This window comes from Roseateles sp. AC306 (assembly GCF_979253795.1).
Window position 1 is genome coordinate 544,840 of the sequence record NZ_CEEDEB010000001.1, and the last position, 20,948, is coordinate 565,787.

The following is a 20,948-nucleotide window of genomic DNA, read 5'->3' on the forward strand; positions in this document are numbered from 1 at the left end:
GGGGGGTAAAGGGTCTGCGAAAATTTTCCCATGTTCACGCCTTCACAGCCCCCCTCGAACGGAGTGCCTCCGGGCGTGCCGATTCCCCTCTCCATCGAGACGGACGTCAATCTCAGGCCCTACAACACCTTTGGCCTGCCCGCCGTCGCGAAGCGCCTCGTGCGCATCCGCGAGGCTGCGGACGTGCGCCGTGTCGTCGACCACCCGGAGCTGGGCAGGGCGCCCAAGTTCGTGCTGGGCGGCGGCAGCAACCTCGTGCTGACCAAAGACGTGGAGGCGGTGGTGCTGAAGGTGGAAATTGCCGGCATCCGGCTGTTGGAAGAGCGCGACGACGCCTGGATTGTCGAAGCCGGCGCGGGCGTGGTCTGGCATGAGTTGGTGACCTGGACGCTGGACCACGGCTTTCCGGGGCTGGAGAACATGGCGCTGATCCCGGGCACCGTCGGCGCGGCACCGGTTCAGAACATCGGCGCCTACGGCATCGAAGTCAAGGACAGGCTGGAGGCCGTCGAAGTCATGGACCTCATCACCGGCCGGCCGGCGTTGCTGCCGGCCGAGGTCTGCCGCTTCGCCTACCGCGACAGCGTCTTCAAGCACCGCGACTTTGGTGGCCTGGCGGGCAAGAGCGTCATCACGCGCGTGCGTTTTCGCCTGCCCAAGCCCTGGCAGCCGGTGCTGGGCTATCTGGAGCTGGAACGCAAGATGGCCGAGACGGGCATCACGGCGCCCGATGCGCGCCAGATCTACGACTGGATCGTGGCCGTGCGCCGCGCCAAGCTGCCGGACCCGGCGGTCATCGGCAATGCCGGCAGCTTCTTCAAGAACCCGGTCGTCACGGCCGAGCAGTGCAAGGACATCATCGGCCGCGACCCCGGCATCGTTCACTACCCCATGCCGGACGGCAGCGTGAAGCTGGCCGCCGGCTGGATGATCGACGCCTGCGGCTGGAAGGGGAAGACGGTGGGCGGCGCGGCGGTCTACGAGAAGCAGGCGCTGGTGCTGGTGAACAAGGCGGACGCCCGCGGCGCGGAAGTCGTGACGCTGGCGCGGGCCATCCAGGAAAGCGTCTACGGGCGCTTCGGCATCCGGCTGGAGCCGGAACCGGTGGTCGTCTAGACGTGAATCCTGCCGTCCGCGGGCGGCGGGCCGGCTCGATCATGCCGTTCCGGTCCAAACGGGAGGATGGCGATGAGCGGGAAGACATTGAGCCGGCGCATGCTGCTGGCCTGGCTGGGCAGCCTGGGGGCGCCGGCACTGGCGCTGGAGCCGTTGCTGGCGAAGAACGCGCTAGCGGGCGTCGACCCGCAGCCGTATCTCGTCAGCGAGAAATTGGACGGCGTGCGCGCGCTGTGGGACGGTACGACGCTGCGTTTTCGCAGTGGCCGCACGGTGTCTGCGCCGGCCTGGTTCCTGGCCGCCTTGCCCAAGACGGCGCTGGACGGCGAGCTGTGGATGGGACGGCGCAGTTTCGATGCGCTGTCGGCCGCAGTGCGGCGGGCCGAGCCGGTCGACGCCGAATGGCGCCGCATCACTTATCGCGTGTTCGAGCTGCCGGCAGGCGAGGGCACGTTCGAGCAGCGTGCCGACAAGCTCAAGACCTTGGCAAGCGACATCGTCGTGCCCGTCGAGCAGCAGCGCTTCGGATCGAACGCCGAGCTGAGGGCGAAGCTCAAGCAGGTCGTTGATGCCGGCGGCGAGGGGCTGATGCTTCACCGAGCAGACGCGCCGCTGGCCTCGGGCCGCAGCGATTTGCTGCTCAAGCTCAAGCCGCTTGCGGACGCCGAAGCCACCGTCGTCGGCCACGAGCCCGGCAGGGGCCGCCTGACAGGCCAGCTCGGCGCACTGGAGTTGCAAACGCCAGAGGGTATTCGCTTCAAGCTGGGCACCGGCTTCACCGATGCCCAGCGCCGTGACCCACCCGCCATCGGCGCCACGGTGACCTACCGCTATCGCGACCTGACGCCCTCAGGGAAGCCGCGGTTCGCTAGCTTCCTTCGGGTCGCCGAGGCCTTCTGACGCTCAGGCTTCCAGCTTGGGCAGCCCGCCGCCCGGCAGCAGGCCCACGTCGCTGTACACGCCCAGCTTGCCGCGCGTGTCGCTGATGTCGAGGTTGCGCATGGTCAGTTGGCCGATGCGGTCCGCCGGGCTGAAGGCGCCTTCGACCTTTTCCATGCTCAGGCGCTCGGGCGCGTAGGTCAGATTGGGGCTCTTGGTGTCCAGCAGCGAATAGTCGTTGCCGCGGCGCAGCTCCAAGGCCACTTCGCCGGTGATGGCGCGGGCGATCCAGCGCTGGGCGGACTCGCGCAGCATGATGGCCTGCGGGTCGAACCAGCGACCCTGGTAGAGCAGGCGGCCGAGCTTGCGGCCGTTGTCGCGGTAGAGCTCGATGGTGTCTTCGTTGTGGATGCCGGTGACGAGGCGCTCGTAGGCGATGTGCAGCAGCGCCAGGCCCGGGGCCTCGTAGATGCCACGGCTCTTGGCCTCGATGATGCGGTTCTCGATCTGGTCGCTCATGCCCAGGCCGTGGCGGCCGCCGATGACGTTGGCCTCGGCCAGCAGGGCCACCGGGTCGCGGTACTCGATGCCATTCAGCGCGACCGGCACGCCTTCTTCGAAGCGCACCGACACGGTCTCCGCCTTGACGACCACGTCGTCGCGCCAGAAGGCCACGCCCATGATCGGGTTGACGATCTTGATGCCGCTGTTCAGGTGCTCCAGGTCCTTGGCCTCGTGCGTGGCGCCCAGCATGTTGGAGTCGGTCGAGTACGCCTTCTCTGCGCTCATCTTGTAGGCGAAGCCCTTCTCCGTCATGAAGGCCGACATCTCGGCGCGGCCGCCCAGCTCGTCGATGAAGGTCTGGTCCAGCCAGGGCTTGTAGATCTTCAGCGCCGGGTTGGTGAGCAGTCCGTAGCGGTAGAAGCGCTCGATGTCGTTGCCCTTGTAGGTCGAGCCGTCGCCCCAGATGTTGACGCCGTCGGCCTTCATCGCAGCCACCAGCATGGTGCCGGTCACGGCACGGCCGATGGGGGTCGTGTTGAAGTAGGTGACGCCGGCGGTGCTGATGTGGAAGGCGCCGGCCTGCAGCGCGGCAATACCTTCGGCGACCAGCTGTGCGCGGCAGTCCACCAGCACGGCCTTCTCGGCGCCGTAGAGCATGGCCTTGCGCGGGATCTCGTCGTAGTCCGGCTCGTCGGGCTGGCCCAGGTTGGCCGTGTAGGCATAGGGCAGGGCGCCCTTGAGCTTCATCCAGTGCAGGGCGGCCGAGGTGTCGAGGCCGCCGGAGAAAGCGATGCCGACCTTCTGGCCGACGGGAACGGATTGCAGGATCGTGGACATGGTGTCGGTCTTCTCTTAAGCGACGAGGTTCTGCCACTCGGGGTGGCGCTGGATGTAGGCATGGGCGTAGCTGCAGGCGGGCACGACCTTCAGGCCTTCCGCCCTGGCCCATTGCAGGCCGGCTTCGATGAGCTTCGCAGCCAGACCCTGGCCCTGGTAGGCGGGCGGCACGCCGGTGTGCGTGAAAACGACCTGGCCGCTGCTGAGCTGATAGTCGAGCACGCTGGCGGGTGTGGTTGCGAGCGTGAAGCGATGCTGAGCGGGCTCGTGCAGCGGCGTCATTCGGCAGCCACCTTCAATGCAACCGGGTGGATCTCGACGGACGCGTTTGCCGTCGACACATAGATGCTGCCGTCCTGGATGCTGATCTGCAGCTGCATGCTGCGCTCGGCCAGCGGAATGAGGGCTTGCGACTGCTCGGCGGGGATCTGCCAGACGGCCAGGCGCGGCGCGCGCGTCAGCTTGTTCTCGATGCCGGCCCACCAGACCGGCGTGCTGGAGGCGAAGCTGTAGACGCTGACGCGGCGGGCGCGGCCGTGTGCCTTCATCAGGCGGCGCTCATCGGGCTGGCCAAGGTCTATCCAGTGCTGCACCTCGCCCGTCAGGTCGAGCTGCCAGAGGTCGGGCTCGTCAACGTCCGACAGACCTTTGGTGAACTCGAGCCGACCGTTGAGGTCGTCGGCGGTCACGTTCAGCGCGAAGGCCAGAACGCGCACCATCATGCGTTCGTCGGTCTCGCTGGGGTGGCGGGCAATCGTGAGCGCGTGATCGCCGTAGACATGGCGGTCCATGTCGGCGATCTGCAGCTGGGCTTTGTGGATGGTGGCTTTGAGCGCCATTCGGTGGAGGTTCGGTGGAGGTACGAGGTGGTAACGAAGCGCAGCCGACGATTATCGCGGTGAAGCCCTCGTGGCATCATGCCGCCTCCCGTTTTGAACCTTCGCAACCCGAGTTGCACCACCGTCATGAAACGCATTCTTCTTCCGTTGGTCCTGGTCTTCGCCGTTTCTGCCCAGGCACAGGTCATCAACAACACCAAGGCCAAGGTCGACCCGAAGAACAACAAGGTCAGCAACCCGGTTGTCGAAAAACCCAAGCCCAAGGTGATGTCGCGCGAAGAACTGCGCGCCTGTCTCAACCTGCAGGAAGACAACACCAAGGAAGCGCTGGCCCTCAAGGCCGAACAGACCGCGTTCGAGACCAATGAGGTAAAGATCAGGGCCGAGAAGGCAACGCTCGATGCCGGCGAAGCGGCGCTGAGCAAGCAGTTCTCCGAAGTGAAGGCCGAGAAGGAAGGCATCCTGGAAGCGCATGCCGCGCTGACGGCCGAGGCGCCCAAGCTTGACAAGGCCACCCTGAAGGCCCGCAACGAGGCCTACATGGCCCGCACCACGGCCTTCAACACGATGTTCGACGCCGTGAAGGCGGCCGACGCCGAGCAAAGCGCCAAGCGCAAGGCTTTCAACGAGAAAATCGATGCGCGGGATGCGCACTTCAAGACCGTGAAAGAGCGGGAGGAAAAGTACTTCGACGCTGACGACAAGTGGAAGGCTGAGTGCAGTAAAAAGCTGTACGACGAGAACGACGAAAAGGCCATCCGCAAGGAAATGGCAGCGGCCGCGGGCAAATAACCCGGACCAGCGCCTGAACCGATGATTCGATGGGCCGCCTCCGGCAGGAAGCGGCCCTTGTTTATTTCTGCTTTCGAAAGGCCCCCGCATGAGCAACAACCCGCTGCTGCAGGACTGGGCCGGCCCACACGGCCTGCCGCCCTTCGCCGACATTCACCCGGCGCACTTCCAACCCGCCTTCGACGCAGCACTGGCTGCCCACCGCGCCGAGATCGAGGCCATTGCCTGCCAGGCCGAGGCGCCGACGTTTGCCAACACACTGGCTGCCTTCGACGCCAGTGGTCGCCCGCTGACCCGGCTGGAGCACCTCTTCTACACACTGGCCGCCTCTGCGACGTCAGCCGATCTGCAGGCGACGCAACGGGCGCTGGCGGCGCCTCTGGCAGCCCACAACAGCGCGGTCTACATGCACGCCGGCCTGTTCGCGCGCATCGATTCGCTGTTCGAGGCGCGTGAGCGCCTGGACCTGACGGCCGAGCAGCGCCGCCTGATCGAGCGCGTGCACCTGGACTTCCTTCGTGCCGGCGCTCGTCTGGCGCCGGAGGCCAAGGCCCGCTACGCCGCCGTCATGGCACGGCTCGCCGAGCTGAACACCCGCTTTGCGCAGAACGTGCTGGCGGCTGAGAACGGCTACCAACTGCGCCTGTCGAGCGAGGACGAGCTTGCCGGCCTGCCGGGCTTCGTGCGCGCCGCCGCCCGGCAGGCCGCCGTGGACCGTGAGTTGGCGGAAGGCATGCACGTCATCACGTTGTCCCGCTCGCTGATCGTGCCCTTCCTGAGCTTCAGCACGCGGCGCGACCTGCGTGAGCAGGTCTGGCATGCGTGGGTCGGTCGCGGAGACAACACCGGTGAAACAGACAACCGCGCCATCTGCCGCGAGATCCTGGAACTGCGCGGCGAGCAGGCCCGCCTGCATGGCCATGCCTGCTATGCCGATTTCGCGCTGGAGGACACGATGGCGCGCAGCCAGGGCGCCGTCATGGACCTGCTGGAGCGCGTCTGGCACCCGGCCCTGGCGGCACAGGCGCGCGAGCGCGAGGCGGTTCGGGGCGCCATGGCTGCGGCCGGCGCCACCCATGAGCTGGAGCCCTGGGACTGGCGCTTCTATGCCGAACAGGCCCGGCGCGCCCGCTTCGAGCTGGACGAGGCCGAACTCAAGCCCTATTTCCCGCTGGAGCGCATGGTCGCCGCCATGTTCGACTGCGCCAGCCGCCTGTTCGACCTGCGCTTCGAGCCCCGGCCCGACATTGCCGGCTACCACGCGGACGTGCGCGCCTACGAGGTCTTCAATGCCGACGGCTCATTGCGTGGCTTGTTCCTGCAGGACAACTTCGCGCGCCCCACCAAGCGCAGCGGCGCCTGGATGAACGCGCTGCGCAACCAGAGCCGCGCACTGGGCACCACGCCCGTCATCCTGAACAACAACAATTTCGCCCGTGGCGCGGCGGGGGAGCCGACGCTGCTCAGCTTCGACGACGTGCGCACGCTCTTCCACGAGTTCGGCCACGGCCTGCATGGGCTGCTCTCCAGCGTGGAGCATGAGCGCCTGGCGGGCACGCAGGTGCTGCGCGACTTCGTCGAGCTGCCGTCCCAGCTCTACGAGCACTGGATGGCCGAGCCGCAGGTGCTGAAGAAATTCGCCCGCCACTGGCAGACCGACGAGCCCCTGCCCGACGCGCTGCTGGCCAAACTCCAGGCCGCGCGCCAGTTCGGCCAGGGCTACGAGACGCTGCGCTACACGGCCAGCGCGCTGGTCGACATGGCGGTGCACGCGCTGCCGGACGCTCCTGCCGATGTGGTCGCGTTCGAGGCTGAGACGCTGGCCAGGTGGGGCCTGCCGGCCGAGGTGGGCCTGAACCACCGGCTGACGCATTTCCAGCACCTCTTCAGCAGCGCCGGCTACGCGGCCGGCTACTACGTCTACCTGTGGGCGGAGGTGCTGGACTGCGACGCCTTCGATGCCTTCGTCGAGGCCGGCAATGTGTTCGATGCCGGCGTGGCCGCGCGGCTGCGCGAGTGCATTTACTCGGCCGGCAACAGCCGCGAACCGGGTGCGGCCTTCCGCGCGTTCCGTGGCCGCGACCCCGTCGTGGAGCCCATGCTGAAGGATCGCGGCCTGCTGGTGGAACCGGCGGTTTGATCACGCCTGCTTGGCTGCTGGCGGGCGGCCTGGCGCTGCTGGCTGCGTCAGCGAGTGCGGAGCCGCTCGTCAAGCCGGCCCGCATCGACAGCGCCTTGCGCGGCATGGTCAGGCACGGCGAGCTGGTCGGCGTCACCGCCCTCGTCTACGAAAACGGGCGCGAGGCCTATTTCGGCGCTTTCGGCAAGGCCGACCGCGAGGCGGGCCGGCCGATGGCGCGCGACACGCTGGTGCAGATCTATTCGATGACCAAGCCCATCACCGGCGTGGCGCTGATGCAGCTCTACGAGCAGGGAAGGTTCCAGCTCGACGACCCGGTGGCCAAGTACCTGCCCGAGTTCGCCAATGCGCGCGTCTGGGTCGGTGAGGGGGCAGACGGCCAACCCATCACGGAACCGGCCGCGCGCGCCATCACCATCCTCGACCTGGGGCGAAACACGGCCGGCTTTGCCGCCAGCTTCGGCGGGCCGCCCGCGCTGGAGCGCTTCAATGGCAGGCACTACGCAAGCATCGGCTTCAGCTCAGGCATGGACGAGCTGGTCGGCCGCATCGCCTCCGCGCCGCTGGTCGACCACCCCGGCCGGCGCTGGACCTACGACCGTGCGATGAACGTGCAGGCACGCCTCGTCGAAACCCTGTCCGGCGAGCGCTTCGAGGACTATCTGCGCGAGCACCTGTTCAAGCCCATGGGCATGGCCAGCACGCGCTTCCACGTGGCGCCCGACGCCGCCGACCGGCCCCGCTTCGCGGCCAGCTATTCGCGCGCTGCGGACGGCAGCTTCAAGCGAATGCCCGATGCCCAGGCGCATGCCTACAACGACACCGACTGGCGTCTCAAGCCCGGCACCTTCGGCCTGGTGTCGACGCTGGACGACTACATGGTCTTCGCCCGCATGCTGCTGAACGGCGGCGTCGCCCCCAATGGCCAGCGGATGCTGAAGCCCGAGACGGCCAGACTGATGGCGACTGACGCGCTGCCGCCCGACCTGGCCGACCGCTCCTGGCTGCCGAGCAAGGGCAATGTCGGCTTCGGCATCAATTTCGGTGTGCGTGTGGGACCACCGCGCAACTCAGGCGAGTTCTCCGGCGCGCCGGGTGAGTTCTTCTGGGACGGCGCAGCCAACACGCTGTTCTGGGTCGACCCCAGGCACGGCATCGCAGCGGTGCTGTTCACGCAGTTCTTCCCATCGGGCGACGGCAAGCTGAACCGGACCTTCCGCGATGCGGTCTATGCCGACGATGCCGAAGCCTTCGCCGGCAACAAGCCGGCGCCCTAGTGCTCAGGCCGGCGCCAGAGCCAGATCGCCACGGCCACCATCACGGCGGGCACACCAATCTGGACGGCCAGCGGCAAAGGCAAGAACGCCAGCATGACGGCGCTGCCCGTCATCATCACGGTGGCCAGCCACTTGGCACGCCGCGGCACGGCGCCGCGTTCGCGCCAGCGGCGGATACCGGGACCGAAGTGCGCATGATTGAGCAGCCAGGTTTCCAGCGCTGGCCAGCCCTTGCCACCGGCCCAGGCGGCAAGGATCAAAAAGGGCACCGTCGGCAGGACGGGAAGCACGGCGCCGATGACGGCGAGCACGACACTGAGCACCGCCAGTGCGCGCCACAGCATCCGGGCCAGCGCGCGGTGCATGCCGAGGCCTACTTCAACCCGCCCGACAAGAATTGCTGCAGCCGCTCGCATTGCGGCCGCAGCAGCATCTCTTTCGGATTGCCTTCTTCCTCGACCTTGCCCTGATGCAGGAACAGGCAGTGGTTGGACACCTCGCGCGCAAAGCCCATCTCGTGCGTCACGACGATCATCGTGCGGCCCTCCGCTGCCAGGTCGCGCATGACCTTGAGCACTTCGCCCACCAGTTCCGGGTCCAGTGCCGATGTGGGTTCGTCGAAGAGCATCACCTCGGGGTCGACCGCCAGCGCGCGGGCAATGGCCACGCGCTGCTGCTCGCCGCCCGAGAGCTGGGCCGGGTAGACGCTGGCGCGGTGGGACACGCCGACGCGGGCCAGCAGCGCCTGCGCACGCTCGACGGCCTCGGCCCTGGGCTTGCCGAGCACATGGATGGGCGCCTCGATGACGTTTTCCAGCACGGTCATGTGGGCCCAGAGGTTGAAGTTCTGGAACACCATGGCCAGCTTGGCACGCCAGAGCTGCAGCTGTTTGGCGTCGGCCGCCTTCAGCGTGCCGTCGCGGTCGCGGGTCAGCTTCAGGGCTTCGCCGCACAGGCTCATCTCGCCTTCGTGCGGCTGCTCCAGCAGGTTGAGGCAGCGCAGCAGCGTGCTCTTGCCCGAGCCCGAGGAGCCGATCAGCGTGACGACGTCGCCACGGCTGGCCGCGAAGGAGATGCCCTTGAGCACCTCACGCTCGCCGAAGCGCTTATGGATGTTGGTGGCTTGAAGCTGGATGTCGCTCATGCTGGTCTGTTCAGGCGCCGAGGAGTTTGCCGGTGCGCAGCGCTTCGCGACCCGCGACCTTGGCGACGCGCATGCCGGCGTTGGCAAAGCGCAGGAAATCGCGCGCGAAGAAAAGACCGTCGACGGGGCTCTTCAGTTCGGTCACCTCGGCCGTGACGGGGTCGATGACATGGGCCAGCACCTCGCCGGCCCTCACCTCGGCGCCGACGTCCTTCAGGAAGGTCAGCACGCCGGCCACGGGCGACTTGATGGGCATGCTGCCGGCCAACGGGCGGGCGTCGCCGACCGCGTCGGGCAGGGCGGGCTTGTCGCCGGTGATCAGGCCCCGCCAGCGCAGGAAGTCGACGATGTTTTTCGCGTCAGCCGCCGCCAGCTCATGCGTCACGTCACAGGCGCCACGCAACTCGACGGTGACGGACAGGCAGGCCTGCGGGATGGGGAACCTGCCGCCGAAGTATTTGTCCCACTTCCACCAGACCTGCGAGCAGGCTTCGTCGAAGGGGTTGTCGCCCGAGTCCTGGGCCAGCAGCGTCAGGCGCGAACCGAGGAAGCGCGCCAGCGGTTCGCAATCGGGCCAGCAGGGCGTCTCGGTGTAGAGGTGCATCAGCGCCTGGGCGTCGCAGTGCAGGTCCAGCACGATGTCGGCGTCGCAGGACAGTGCCAGCAGCGTGCGGCGTTGCGATTGCAGTTCGGTGTCGGCTGGCGACGCCAGCACGGCGGCCTTCAGTGCGCGGCGCAGCAGGGCGACGTTGGCGGCGGCGTCGCTGCCCAGTTGCGACTCGACTGCACGGGCCACGGTGTCGACCTGGTCCGGGTAATGGCGGTTGAAGTTCTCGCCCGACATCAGCTCGAAGCGGCCCAGGTGGGCATGCAGCAGGAACTGGGAGAGGCCGATGGGGTTGGCCATGGGCACGAGGACGATTTCGCCGCTGATCTGGCCGGCGGCCTCCAGCGCATCGAGCTGTTGCCGCAGATGCCAGCCGACCAGCATGCCGGGCAGTTCGTCGCCGTGCAGCGAGGCCTGGATATAGGCCTTTCCTGTCGATGAAGGGCCGCCAGTTTTGCCGTAGTGCAGCGAGACGAGTTCGCGCTGCGTGCCGGGCGCGGGAGAGATGAGGGGATGGCGAATGGTTTGCATGATCAACGGCTCATCATGGGTTTCAGCCAGCGGTTCTCGGCCCAGCGGAACAGCCCGACCAGACTGAGCGTCAGCACGAAGTAGAAGGCGCCGGCGGTGATGAAGGCCTCGAAGGGCAGGTAGTACTTGGCGTTGACGGCGCGGGCGGCGCCGGTCAGGTCCAGCAGCGTGACGACGCTGGCCAGCGACGTGCCGTGCAGCATGAAGATGGCCTCGTTGCCGTAGGCCGGCAGCGCGCGGCGCAGGGCGGCGGGCAGCACGATGCGGCGCACCAGCAGCCCGCGGCCCATGCCCAGCGCCTTGGCCGCCTCGATCTCGCCGGCCGGCAGCGCGCGGATGCTGCCCGCGATGATCTCGGTCGTGTAGGCGGCGGTGTTCAGCGTGAACGTCAGCCAGGCGCAAAAGGTGGCCGACGACAGCCAGGGCCAGGCGACGCTTTCGCGCACCGCATCGAACTGCGCCAGGCCGTAGTAGCAGAGGAAGAGCTGCACCAGCATCGGCGTGCCGCGGAAGACGTAGGTGTAGGCCCAAACCAGCCGCGAGCCCCAGCCCCTGGAGACCGTGCGCACGACCGCAAGCGGTACCGCCAACGCCAGGCCGCACAGCAGCGACAACGCCAGCAGCTTCAGCGTGATGCCGAGGCCCGACAGATACATCGGCAGGTTCTCAAGGACAGCCTCGAAGTTCACAGACTGCCCTCCCGCACGCCGATGGCCAGGCGCTTCTTCGCCCAGCTGAAGCCCAGCTCCGACACGCTGGTGAAGACGAGGTAGATCAGCGCCACGGCAAGGTAGAAGCTGAAAGGCTCGCGCGTGTTGCCGGCGGCCTGCTGGCCGCGCGTCATCAGGTCAGACAGGCCGATGACCGAGACGATGGCCGTGCTCTTGACGAGCACCAGCCAGTTGTTGGACAGCCCCGGCAGCGCATGGCGCAGCATCTGCGGCAGCGTGATGCGCCACAGCACCTGGCGCGGGCTCATGCCGTAGGCCAGGCCGGCCTCGCGCTGGCCCGGCGGCACGGCCAGGAAGGCGCCGCGGAAGGCCTCCGTCAGGTAGGCGCCGAAGATGAAGCCGATGGTCAGCGAGCCGGCCACGAAGGGGTCGATGTCGATGTAGTCCTCATGGCCGAGCATGGGCGCCAGGGTGTTGATGGCCACCTGGCCGCCGTAGAAGACGAGCAGCATCAGCACCAGGTCGGGCACGCCGCGGATCAGCGTCGTGTAGATGGCCGCGATGCCTTGGGCGAAGCGCGAGCGCGACAACTTGGCCAGGGCGCCCGCCAGGCCCAGCACGACGGCGACGGCAAGCGACGACAGCGCCACGCCGAGCGTGACGGCCGCGCCTTCGATGAGGCTGGGAAGGAATCCGTGCAGCAACATGTCTAGCGCGGTGTGACGAGGTCGAAATCGAAATGGCGGTCGTTCAGTGCCTTGAGCGTGCCATTGCCACGCAGGGCCGCGAGCGCCTCGTCGATGCGCCGGCCCAACGTCAGCGCGTCGGCCTTGCGCAGGCCCACGCCGATGCCCTTGCCGTAGTAGCGCTCGTCGCGGCCGAAGTCCGGCCCCGAGAAGCCAAAGCCGCGCCCGTCGCTCTTGTTGAGGAAGCCGAACTGGGCGATGACGGCGTCCACGAGCGTGGCATCCAGGCGGCCGGACTTGAGGTCGAGGAAGACCTGATCCTGCGTCGCGTAGCGCAACACCTGGCTCCCTTTGAACTGCTCCGCAAGGAAGCGCTCATGGATGGTGCCGCGCTCCACACCGATGCGCCTGCCCTTCAAACCTGCCGCGCTGACGTCCAGCCCGGCGTTGCTGCGCATGACCATGCGCGCCGGCGAGAAGTAGTAGGGCGAGGAAAAGGCGATGAGCTGTTGGCGCTCCGGCGTGATGGACATCGAGGCCATGATGGCGTCGATCTTGCGCGACTGCAGGGCCGGGATGAGGCCGTCGAAGTCGAGGATGACGGGCGTGAACTGCTGTGCCATCTGCCGGCTCAGCGCCTGGGCCACGTCGATCTCGAAGCCCTTGAGCTGGCCGTCGGTGCCGACTTCGCTGAAAGGCGCATAGCCGACGGCAAAGCCGATGCGCAGGCGCTGTGGCGCCTGAGCGCGGGCGGCGGCTGCCCAAAGGAGTCCGGCGGTCAGGGCGGAGCGCCTGCGCATCACTTCTTGGGCGAGATGTCGTAGTCGAAATACTTGTCGGCCAGCTTCTTGAACGTGCCGTTGGCCTGCAGTGCGTCGATGGCGGCGTTGAACTTCTTGCCCAGCGTCGCCTCGTCGGCCTTGCGCATGCCCACGCCGGTGCCGACGCCGAAGATCTTGTCGTCCAGCACGGCGCCGCCGACGAAGGCGAAGCCCTTGCCTTCGGGCTTCTTCAGGAATCCGAAGTCGGCCGCCGGCGAATCCATCAGCGTCGCGTCCAGGCGGCCGCTCTTCAGGTCGAGGAAGACCTGGTCCTGGCTGCCGTAGCGCACGATCTCGCTCTGCTTGAAGGTGGCGGCGGCATAGGTCTCGTGCGTCGTGCCGCGCTGCACGCCGACTTTCTTGCCCTTCAGGCCGGCCTCCGTGGGCTCCAGCTTGGCGCCGGCCTTGGCGACGAGCCGGGCCGGCGTGGCGTAGTAGGGCTTGCTGAAGCCGATCACCTTCTGGCGCTCGGCGGTGATGGAAACGCTCGCGAAGATGGCGTCCACCTTGCGCGACTGCAGCGCGGGAATGAGGCCGTCGAACTCTTGCTGCACCAGCGTGCACTGGGCCTTCATTTCGGCGCAGTAGGCCTGCACCAGCTCGATCTCGAAGCCCTTCAACTTGCCGTCGGGGCCGATCTCGGAGAACGGTGGGTAGGCGCCTTCGACACCGATGCGCAGCTTCTTCCACTCGGGGGCCTGAGCCTGGGCGACGGATGCAGCCAGGGCCAGCACAAACAGGGCGGTTTTCTTCATGTCGGACCTTTTGGGTGGGACGGTGTTCAGTGGACGGCAGGTAGCCAATCGCGCAAGGCCGCAAGGGTAGCAGCCGGGCCTTCTTCATGAGGCACGTGGCCCAGGCTGGGAAACACCACCAACCGGCTGCCCGGAATGTCGCGGTGGAAGGCCTCGCCCCAGCGCGGCGGGATGAGGCGGTCCTGGCCACCCCAGAGGATGAGGGTGGGCACCTTGATCTCGGCCAGGCGCTCGACCGGGCCGGGGGCCATCTGGTCCATGCGCTGCATCAGCGCCACGCGGTTGCCTTCGCGCAGCGCCAGCTCGTAATAACGGTCCACCAGTGCGGCGCTGATGCGCGACGGGTCGCCGTAGACCTGGGCGACGCTCTGCTCGATGGCGCGGCGCGGCAGCACCCAGCGCATGGGCTCGCGCAGCACCGGCGTGCGGGCGATGCGAAAACCCAACGGCAGCACCTCGGGCACGAAGTCGTAGCCCGTGGCGTCGACCAGCACGAGGCCGGCCACTCGTGAGGGTTCCGCCAGCGCCAGCTCCCAGGCCACGCCACCACCCAGGGAGTTGCCGACGACGATGGCCCGGCCGATGCCCAGGCGTGACAGCAGGCCGCGCGTGAAGGCCACGTAACGAGCCTCGCGGTAGTCGCCGTCGGTGTTGGGGCCCGTCAGGCCGAAGCCGGGCAGGTCGAAGCTGATGACGCGGCGCGTCCGCGCCAGCTCCGTCGCCCAGCCCTCCCAGGTGTGCAGGCTGGCGCCGGTGCCGTGGATGAGGACGAGGGGCAGGGGGTCGCTGCTGGGGCCCTGGTCCCGGTAGTGGACGAGCAGGCCGTCAAGCTCGACGAAGTCCGATGGCGGCGGCGCCCAGCGCTGGATGAGGCTTTCCAGCGAGCGGTCGGGCGCCTTGCCGACGGCAAAGGCCAGCGTTGCCAGCATCAGCAGGATGCCGACGGCCTTCAGTGCGACGTCACCGAACCGACGACTCACGTGGGGCTCAAATCGGCGTTGACGCCCCTGCGATCGTCGAAGACGAAGCAGTTGCCGTGGTAGTGCTTGCCGCCGGTGTCCTCGAAGTACTTGAGGATGCCGCCATCCAGCTGCCAGGCCGTCAGTCCTTCATCTTTCAGCACCATGGCCGCCTTCTCGCAGCGGATGCCGCCGGTGCAATAGCTCACCACGGTTTTGCCGTCCAGCTCCTGTCTGTGCGCGGCCAGTGCGTCCGGGAAATCGCTGAATTTGTGAAGCCGCCAGTCGATGGCGCCGTCAAAGGCGCCCTCATCGACCTCGAAGCCGTTGCGCGTGTCCAGCAGCACGACCTGGCGGCCGGCGTCGTCATGGCCCTGGTCCAGCCAGCGCATGAGCGTGGCTGGCGCCAGCGCCGGGGCGCGGGGCGCCTGGTCGGGGCGCACCGTGGGCCGGTTCATGCGGATGATCTCGGGCTTGACCTTGACCTTGAGCCGCTGGAAAGGTTGCACCTCGCTCCAGCTTTCCTTGGGCGTCAGCGGGGCGAAGCGGGCATCGGTGCGCAACTCGTTCACCCAGGCGTTGACGGCTTCGGCCGGGCCGGCCAGGAAGAGATTGATCCCCTCTTCGGCGATCAACACCGTGCCCTTGAGGTCCAGGGATTCGGCTCGCGCTTCGAGGCGGTCGCGCAGCGCTCCCGTGTCGGTCAGCGAGACGAAGAGGTAGCAAGAAATGTTGAGAACGGAACCGGACTGCATGAGGGGGCCGATTATCAATGGCTCATTGCGCGTGAACCGCTTTCGCGCAAGGGCTCTCGGTCTGCCTCACTCGTCACGCCAACCACCAACGCGCAATGAACCGAATCAATCGGCCCACCTCGACGCAATCTGGCGGAACTCGCCCACGCAGGCCTCCAGCCCTTCCACCACGCGCGGGTCGAAGTGGCTGCCGCTGCCGTCGCGGATGAAGGCCAGCGCCTCGTCGTGCGTCATGGCCTGCTTGTAGGGCCGCACGCTGATCAGCGCGTCATAGACATCGGCCACCGCCATCAGCCGCGCCGACAGCGGGATGGCCTCGCCGGCCAGGCCGTCGGGGTAGCCACTGCCGTCCCATTTCTCGTGGTGGTGGCGGGCGATCTGCTTGCCGTAGGTCAGCATCAGGCCGGCGTCGTCGCCGAGGCGGTCAATGGCGCGCTGCAGCAGGTCGGCACCATGCTCGGCGTGCGTCTTCATGATTCGCCATTCGTCGGCCGACAGCCTGCCGGCCTTGAGCAGGATGCCGTCCGGGATGGCGACCTTGCCGATGTCGTGCAGCGGTGCGGCCTTGGCGAGCTCGTCGATGGCGAACTCGGTCAGGTCGGCGGGGCTGTCGGGCTGGTCGGCGATCCAGCGGGCCAGCGTGCGCACGTATTCCTGGGTGCGCTGGATGTGGTTGCCGGTGTCGGCGTCGCGGAACTCGGCCAGGCCGACCATGACGAAAAGGGTCGTGTCGCGCAGCCGCTCCACCTCGCGGCGGCGTGCCTCCAGTTCGCCGCTGAGCTGGGCGTTGTGGTGCAGCAGATGGTCCTCCGCCTGCTTGAGCCGCAGGTGGGTGCGCACCCGCGCCAGCACGGTGGCGGGGTTGAAGGGCTTGTGGATGAAGTCGGCGCCGCCGGCCTCGAAGCCGCTGCTCTCGTCCTCGGTGCGCGTCAGCGCGGTCAGGAAGATGACGGGCACGCGGCGCGTCGCCGGGTCGGCCTTGAGCAGGCGGCAGACTTCGTAGCCGTCCATCTCCGGCATCATCACGTCCAGCACGACGAGGTCGGGCGGGTGGCGGCGGCAGATCTCCAGCGCCTTGGCGCCGCTGACGGCAAGCTGCACGCGGTAATCGGGTTTGAGCACCTGGGCCAGCAACGTCAGGTTGGCCGGCGTGTCGTCGACGACGAGGATGGTGGCCTGCGGCAGAACAAGGTCGTCGTGCGGGATCATGATGTGCTCTCGCCTCGCAGTGCGGCCTGGGCCTCGTCGAAATCAAAGCGCTGCATCGCGCCGGCCAGGGCCTTGGCCTGGCGCGCCGGCAGCATGTCGATGAAGGCCGAGCCGTGCTGCTCCCACAGCGTCAGCGCATGGCTGTCGGCCTCGCCCAGCAGGCTGTCGAGCTCGCTCATCAGCGTCGCCGGGTCGGTGGTCGGCGCCTGCGGGTCGGGCAGGGCGGCCGCTGGTGCCTCAGCGGGCAGGGGCCGGTTCAGGTCGAGCAGGCGGCGCAGCGTGTGCGGCAGCAGCGGTTTGGCGGCCAGCGCGTGGGCGCCCTGGCGCAGCGCACGGGCGCGCAGCACCGGCGTGTCGAAGGCGCTCATCAGCACGATGCGCCGGGCGCTGCCGGTGGCGCCGACAGCGGCCAGGCGCCGCAGCAGCTCGCCGCCTTCCATGTCGGGCAGCACCCAGTCGACCAGCAGCAGGTCGCAGGGCGCGCCCGCCAGCCGCATGAGGGCCTGGCTGCCCTGTGTCAGCAGCTCCAGGCGGACCGCCGGTGCCAGCGCCTTGACAAGGCCCACGAGCGCGTCATGGCCCGGGCTGTGCGCCGCTTGCACGACGAGGACGCTGCGCAGATCGGCCAGCGGCGGCAGCGGCAGTCCGGGGCAGGGCGGCAGTGGCAGCGTCAGCTCGAAGGCGCTGCCGCGGCCGGGCGTGCTGCGGGCGGTCAGCGTGCCGCCCATGCGCTCGGCCAGCGCCCGGCAGATGGCCAGACCCAGGCCCGTGCCGCCAAAGCGCCGCGAGGCCTTGGCCTCGGCCTGCGCAAACGGCGTGAAGAGATGGGCCAGCTGCTCGGGCGAGATGCCCACGCCGCTGTCGCGCACACGCAGCCGCCAGGCGCCGTCCGCCTCCAGGTTGACGCTCAGCTTGACCTGGCCGGCCTGCGTGAACTTGACGGCGTTGACGAGCAGCTCGGTGATGAGCTGGGTCAGCCGCACCGCGTCGCCACGCCGGGCGCCGGCTTCGCCGAGCAGCTCGGGCGAAGCCACGTCGCACAGCAGCTCCAGCTGCTTGGCCTGGGCGGCCGGACGCACCGCGTCGAAAGCGCTGCCCAGCAACTGCTCCAGCAGCAGCGGCTCGGAGGCCAGCTGCATGCGGCCGGCATCGAGATCGGCGTAGTCGAGCAGGCCGTCGATGAGCTTGACGAGGGCCTCGCCGGCCTCGGCCACCTCCTGCAGCTGGCTGCGCTGCCCGGCGTGCAGGCGGCTGGCCAGCAGCAGGCGCGTCTGGCCGAGCACCGTGTTCATCGGCGTGCGGATCTCATGGCCGATGTTGCCCAGGAAATCGGACTTGGCCCGTGAGGCCGCCTCGGCCGCCGCGCGCGAGCGCTCCAGTTCCAGCAGGCGCGCCCTGACGAGGTCGTCGGGCGTGGCCGGGCCGTCGCCAGCCGGCGCCAGCAGCCGCAGCCGCGCGAACTGCCGCGACAGCCCCCACAGCGCCAGGCAGAACATGGTCTGGCACAGCGCCAGGTTGGCCAGCAGCGGCCAGGACTCGACCAGCCAGGCGGGCGGGCGGCCGGCAAAGCGCAGCAGCGTCGGCGGCGCCAGCATCACCACCAGCAGGCTCACCGAGATGAGCAGCGCCTGGCGCGCCCGCCAGGTGATGAAGAGCAGCAGGCAGCCGCCCATCGTCCAGGGCGCCAGGCTGGCCAGCGTGTAGAGGCTGGGCCCGGGGTCGGGGCGCAGCGTGAAGGCCAGCATGCCGAGATTGAAATACATGGCCAGCAGCGTGACGCCGCAGCGCTGCCAGTCGCGCAGCCGCTGCGGCTGCCGCCAGGCCAGGCCCGCCAGCATCGAGAAGGCCAGCGCCAGGCAGGGATAGGCGACGCGGTCGTTGGGGTCGATGACACCGAGCGCCGTCTCGCTGGCCCAGGCGCCCAGCGCCGAGGCGGCAATGAGGCCGAACAGCCAGCGCGTGCCAACCGGGCCGACGATGACGAGGGTGGCCACTCCCATCAGGCATGGTCCTTCAGCGCCAGCAGGGCGGCGTCGAAATCCAGCGCGCCCAGCGCATGCGTCAGGCGGCCGACCGTCGCTGCGTCCAGGCCACTGTGCGCACCGTGGGCCTGCCACCAGTCCAGCGCGCGGCTGTCGCTCTGGCCCAGCAGTCGATGCAGGTCGGACAGGTCGCCGGGGCCTTGGGTCAGGGGCGCGGCGGCCGGCTCTGCCAGGATCTGGCGGATCTCGGCGAGCAGCTCGGCCAGCCCCGCTTCAACGCGTTCGATCTGGCCGGCCGCGGCGCTCGCGTCGGCCGCTGCGGCGCTGCGCTCCAGCGCCAGGGCCTGGCGGTGCAGGGGCTGTGCGCCCAGCGTTGCCGCCAGGCCTTGCAGCGTGTGCGCAGCGCGGCGCAGTTCGACCCATTGCGCGGCCGCGAGCCATCCGGCCCAGCCGGCGAGGCCATCGGCGTACTGGGCGGCAAAGCCCTGCATCGTGCGGCGGTAGAGCGCGGCCTGGCCGTCGAACTGGCGCAGGCCCAGCGGCATGTCCAGCACCGGTGCCACGGCCTGGGGCGGTGACGGCGGCGGTAACTGCGGCGGCAGCGATCGGTAGCGCTGCAGCTCACGCACGAGACGGGCCACGTCCAGCGGCTTGGCGATGTGGCCCTGCATGCCGGCAGCCATGCATTGGGCGCGCTCCTCGGCCAGCGCGTGGGCCGTCATGGCAAGCACCGGCAGGGTCTCGAAGCCGGGCAGTGCGCGCAGGCGCCGTGTCGCGCTCAGGCCGTCGAGCACGGGCATCTGCAGGTCCATCAGCACCAGGTCGTAGGCGCCGGGGCCGCGGGCCTGCAGACGGTCCAGCCCCTCCTGGCCATTGCCGGCCACGTCGACGTGGGCGCCGCGGCTGCTCAGCAGGCGCAGCGCGATCTCCTGGTTGACGGGATGGTCCTCGACGAGGAGCACCCGCAGATGGGCCAGCGACTGCCCGTCGGCGGCAAGCGGTCGCTCGCCCGCCGAGTCACCCAGCAGGCGCCGCAGCTCGCCCGGCAGCAGCGGCTGCGGGCACAGCGCGCGGGCTCCGAAGGCGCGGGCCTGGGCCGAACCGTCATCCAGGCCGGGCGGGTTCAGCACGGCAATGCGCAGCGCCGGGTGGTCGCGGCGCAGCCGGGCCAGCAAGTCGGCTCCGGTCGGTCCGGGGCCGGGCAGATGCCAGTCGAGCAGCAGCCAGTCGAAGCCCCGGCCGGTTTGACGGGCGGCGTCCAGCGCGCCGAGCGTGCTGACAACGTCGATGCTGGTGGCCACGCCATCCTCCAGGCCGAGGTGGGCCAGCAAGGCGTGGGTGGCTGCACGGCTGTCGTCGTGGCCTTCGGCAAGCAGCAGGCGGCGGGGCTTGAGTGTTTCGGGCGGTGTGGCGGTGGCATCCAGCGCCAGCGTCAGCCGGATCTCGAAACAGCTACCGCGGCCGGGCTGGCTCCGCACGTCCAGGCTGCCGCCCATCAGCTCAACGAGGCGGCGCGTGATGGCCAGGCCCAGGCCCGTGCCGCCATGGCGGCGCTGCATGGACACATCGCCGTGGTGAAACTCGCGGAACAGGTCGGCGACCTGCTCGGGCGCCATGCCGATGCCGCTGTCCTGCACGGTGATGAACAGCGACACGCCGTCCAGCGCCGCGGGTGGCTGTCGTGACAGCCGCAGGCGTACATCCCCGGCCGGCGTGAACCGGATGGCGTTGGACAGCAGGTTGACGAGCACCTGTTGCAGCCGCAGCGCGTCGCCCTGCAACTGGCCATGCCCACCAAGCAGGCTGGCATCCGCCCAGTCGCAGATGAGGGTGACGGCCGCGTTGGCGTGCAGCGGCCGCACCAGCTCCATGGCCTGGCTGACGACGTCCTCCAGCCGCAGCGGCAGCGACTCGATGCGCATATGACCGGCTTCGATCTTGGCGACGTCGAGCAGGTCGTTGATGAGACCGAGCAGGGTGCGCGAGGCGGCGTCGGCCTTGGTCAGCAGGTCGCGTTGCTCGGCCGTGAGCTGGGTCTGCAAGGCCAGCTGGGTCATGCCCATGACGGCATTCATAGGCGTGCGGATGTCGTGGCTGATCTGGGCCAGGAAACGCGTCTTGGCGTCGGTGGCCGCCTGCGCCGCAGCGACATGGGCCAGGGCGTCCTTGTCGTGGCGGCGCAGGGCCAGCACGCACAGCGGCGGCAGGGGCAGCAGCAGCAGGTTGAGGGCCAGCGCGGCGTCGAGCGAAACGCCGGCGGAAGCGCCGAGGGATGCGCCGCCCATGCCGCGCAGACTCAGCAATAGGGCCAGCAGCGCCAGAAGCGCCGCCATGGCGAGCAGCAGAAGGCCGAGCGAGATCTTGCGCTGGGGCATGTTGGGAGGCGTTGAGCCGGCGGATTATGGGTGGCCGGTGGGCGCGAACGTGGGGAGGAATCCACAGCC

The 20,948-nt window shown here is 68.7% G+C and carries 20 protein-coding genes; 5 read left to right on the top strand and 15 right to left on the bottom strand.

What is annotated here, in order from left to right; all coding sequences use genetic code 11:
• The first annotated feature begins 30 nt into the window (after positions 1-30).
• Both murB and AC0IZJ_RS02175 read left to right on the top strand, forming a co-directional pair.
• Positions 31-1,116, top strand: coding sequence for a UDP-N-acetylmuramate dehydrogenase (gene murB / locus AC0IZJ_RS02170; RefSeq protein ID WP_471846183.1), 1,086 nt, complete (start codon positions 31-33; stop codon positions 1,114-1,116).
• Between the two features lie 72 nt (positions 1,117-1,188).
• Positions 1,189-2,016: a DNA ligase gene (locus tag AC0IZJ_RS02175; protein ID WP_471846185.1), complete on the top strand. Its 828-nt coding sequence runs from the start codon at positions 1,189-1,191 to the stop codon at positions 2,014-2,016.
• Positions 2,017-2,019: 3 nt separating this feature from the next.
• Here AC0IZJ_RS02175 and argG read toward each other — a convergent pair whose 3' ends face one another.
• The 3 genes from argG to AC0IZJ_RS02190 are packed head-to-tail and all read right to left on the bottom strand — an operon-like array spanning position 2,020 to position 4,175.
• The gene (argG, locus tag AC0IZJ_RS02180) at positions 2,020-3,336 is read right to left on the bottom strand and encodes an argininosuccinate synthase (RefSeq protein ID WP_471846188.1); all 1,317 of its coding nucleotides are present in this window, start codon (positions 3,334-3,336) and stop codon (positions 2,020-2,022) included.
• Positions 3,337-3,351: 15 nt separating this feature from the next.
• Entirely contained in the window at positions 3,352-3,618 is a 267-nt protein-coding gene (locus AC0IZJ_RS02185) for a GNAT family N-acetyltransferase (RefSeq protein ID WP_471846190.1), read from the bottom strand.
• Positions 3,615-4,175: a YaeQ family protein gene (locus AC0IZJ_RS02190; RefSeq protein ID WP_471846192.1), complete on the bottom strand. Its 561-nt coding sequence runs from the start codon at positions 4,173-4,175 to the stop codon at positions 3,615-3,617. Before AC0IZJ_RS02190 ends, AC0IZJ_RS02185 begins: the two co-directional genes overlap by 4 nt.
• A 126-nt stretch (positions 4,176-4,301) precedes the next feature.
• Here AC0IZJ_RS02190 and AC0IZJ_RS02195 point away from each other — a divergent pair, with 126 nt between their 5' ends.
• The 3 genes from AC0IZJ_RS02195 to AC0IZJ_RS02205 all read left to right on the top strand — a co-directional run bounded on the left by AC0IZJ_RS02195 (position 4,302) and on the right by AC0IZJ_RS02205 (position 8,384).
• On the top strand, positions 4,302-4,967 hold the full coding sequence (locus tag AC0IZJ_RS02195; RefSeq protein ID WP_471846194.1) for a hypothetical protein: 666 nt from the start codon (positions 4,302-4,304) through the stop codon (positions 4,965-4,967).
• A gap of 88 nt (positions 4,968-5,055) precedes the next feature.
• Positions 5,056-7,107 (top strand): M3 family metallopeptidase, encoded by a 2,052-nt coding sequence (locus AC0IZJ_RS02200; RefSeq protein WP_471846196.1) that lies wholly within the window; start codon positions 5,056-5,058, stop codon positions 7,105-7,107.
• Complete coding sequence (locus tag AC0IZJ_RS02205; RefSeq protein ID WP_471846198.1) at positions 7,104-8,384, top strand: serine hydrolase domain-containing protein; 1,281 nt, start codon at positions 7,104-7,106, stop codon at positions 8,382-8,384. Before AC0IZJ_RS02200 ends, AC0IZJ_RS02205 begins: the two co-directional genes overlap by 4 nt.
• Here AC0IZJ_RS02205 and AC0IZJ_RS02210 read toward each other — a convergent pair.
• The 12 genes from AC0IZJ_RS02210 to AC0IZJ_RS02265 all read right to left on the bottom strand — a co-directional run bounded on the left by AC0IZJ_RS02210 (position 8,381) and on the right by AC0IZJ_RS02265 (position 20,879).
• Complete coding sequence (locus AC0IZJ_RS02210; RefSeq protein WP_471846200.1) at positions 8,381-8,749, bottom strand: YbaN family protein; 369 nt, start codon at positions 8,747-8,749, stop codon at positions 8,381-8,383. The two genes, AC0IZJ_RS02205 and AC0IZJ_RS02210, sit on opposite strands and share 4 nt — an antisense overlap.
• 8 nt (positions 8,750-8,757) lie before the next feature.
• The gene (locus tag AC0IZJ_RS02215; RefSeq protein ID WP_471846202.1) at positions 8,758-9,528 is read right to left on the bottom strand and encodes an ABC transporter ATP-binding protein; all 771 of its coding nucleotides are present in this window, start codon (positions 9,526-9,528) and stop codon (positions 8,758-8,760) included.
• Positions 9,529-9,538: 10 nt separating this feature from the next.
• A complete protein-coding gene (locus AC0IZJ_RS02220; protein ID WP_471846204.1) occupies positions 9,539-10,666 on the bottom strand; it encodes a succinylglutamate desuccinylase/aspartoacylase family protein in 1,128 nt (375 codons plus the stop codon).
• Positions 10,667-10,668: 2 nt separating this feature from the next.
• Positions 10,669-11,322: an ABC transporter permease gene (locus tag AC0IZJ_RS02225; RefSeq protein ID WP_471847125.1), complete on the bottom strand. Its 654-nt coding sequence runs from the start codon at positions 11,320-11,322 to the stop codon at positions 10,669-10,671.
• Positions 11,323-11,351: 29 nt separating this feature from the next.
• The gene (locus tag AC0IZJ_RS02230; RefSeq protein WP_471846206.1) at positions 11,352-12,044 is read right to left on the bottom strand and encodes an ABC transporter permease; all 693 of its coding nucleotides are present in this window, start codon (positions 12,042-12,044) and stop codon (positions 11,352-11,354) included.
• Positions 12,045-12,046: 2 nt separating this feature from the next.
• A complete protein-coding gene (locus tag AC0IZJ_RS02235; protein WP_471846208.1) occupies positions 12,047-12,823 on the bottom strand; it encodes a transporter substrate-binding domain-containing protein in 777 nt (258 codons plus the stop codon).
• Positions 12,823-13,599 carry an ABC transporter substrate-binding protein gene (locus AC0IZJ_RS02240; RefSeq protein WP_471846210.1) on the bottom strand — a complete coding sequence of 259 codons (777 nt, stop codon included), beginning with the start codon at positions 13,597-13,599 and terminating at the stop codon, positions 12,823-12,825. The genes AC0IZJ_RS02235 and AC0IZJ_RS02240 overlap by 1 nt, the downstream gene beginning before the upstream one ends.
• A 26-nt stretch (positions 13,600-13,625) precedes the next feature.
• On the bottom strand, positions 13,626-14,579 hold the full coding sequence (locus AC0IZJ_RS02245; protein WP_471846212.1) for an alpha/beta fold hydrolase: 954 nt from the start codon (positions 14,577-14,579) through the stop codon (positions 13,626-13,628).
• Positions 14,576-15,313 (bottom strand): sulfurtransferase, encoded by a 738-nt coding sequence (locus tag AC0IZJ_RS02250; protein ID WP_471846214.1) that lies wholly within the window; start codon positions 15,311-15,313, stop codon positions 14,576-14,578. The genes AC0IZJ_RS02245 and AC0IZJ_RS02250 overlap by 4 nt, the downstream gene beginning before the upstream one ends.
• A gap of 105 nt (positions 15,314-15,418) precedes the next feature.
• The gene (locus AC0IZJ_RS02255; RefSeq protein WP_471846217.1) at positions 15,419-16,522 is read right to left on the bottom strand and encodes an HD-GYP domain-containing protein; all 1,104 of its coding nucleotides are present in this window, start codon (positions 16,520-16,522) and stop codon (positions 15,419-15,421) included.
• Positions 16,519-18,522: an ATP-binding response regulator gene (locus tag AC0IZJ_RS02260; RefSeq protein ID WP_471846219.1), complete on the bottom strand. Its 2,004-nt coding sequence runs from the start codon at positions 18,520-18,522 to the stop codon at positions 16,519-16,521. The genes AC0IZJ_RS02255 and AC0IZJ_RS02260 overlap by 4 nt, the downstream gene beginning before the upstream one ends.
• Positions 18,522-20,879: a hybrid sensor histidine kinase/response regulator gene (locus AC0IZJ_RS02265; RefSeq protein ID WP_471846221.1), complete on the bottom strand. Its 2,358-nt coding sequence runs from the start codon at positions 20,877-20,879 to the stop codon at positions 18,522-18,524. Before AC0IZJ_RS02265 ends, AC0IZJ_RS02260 begins: the two co-directional genes overlap by 1 nt.
• Between the last annotated feature and the right edge of the window lie 69 nt (positions 20,880-20,948).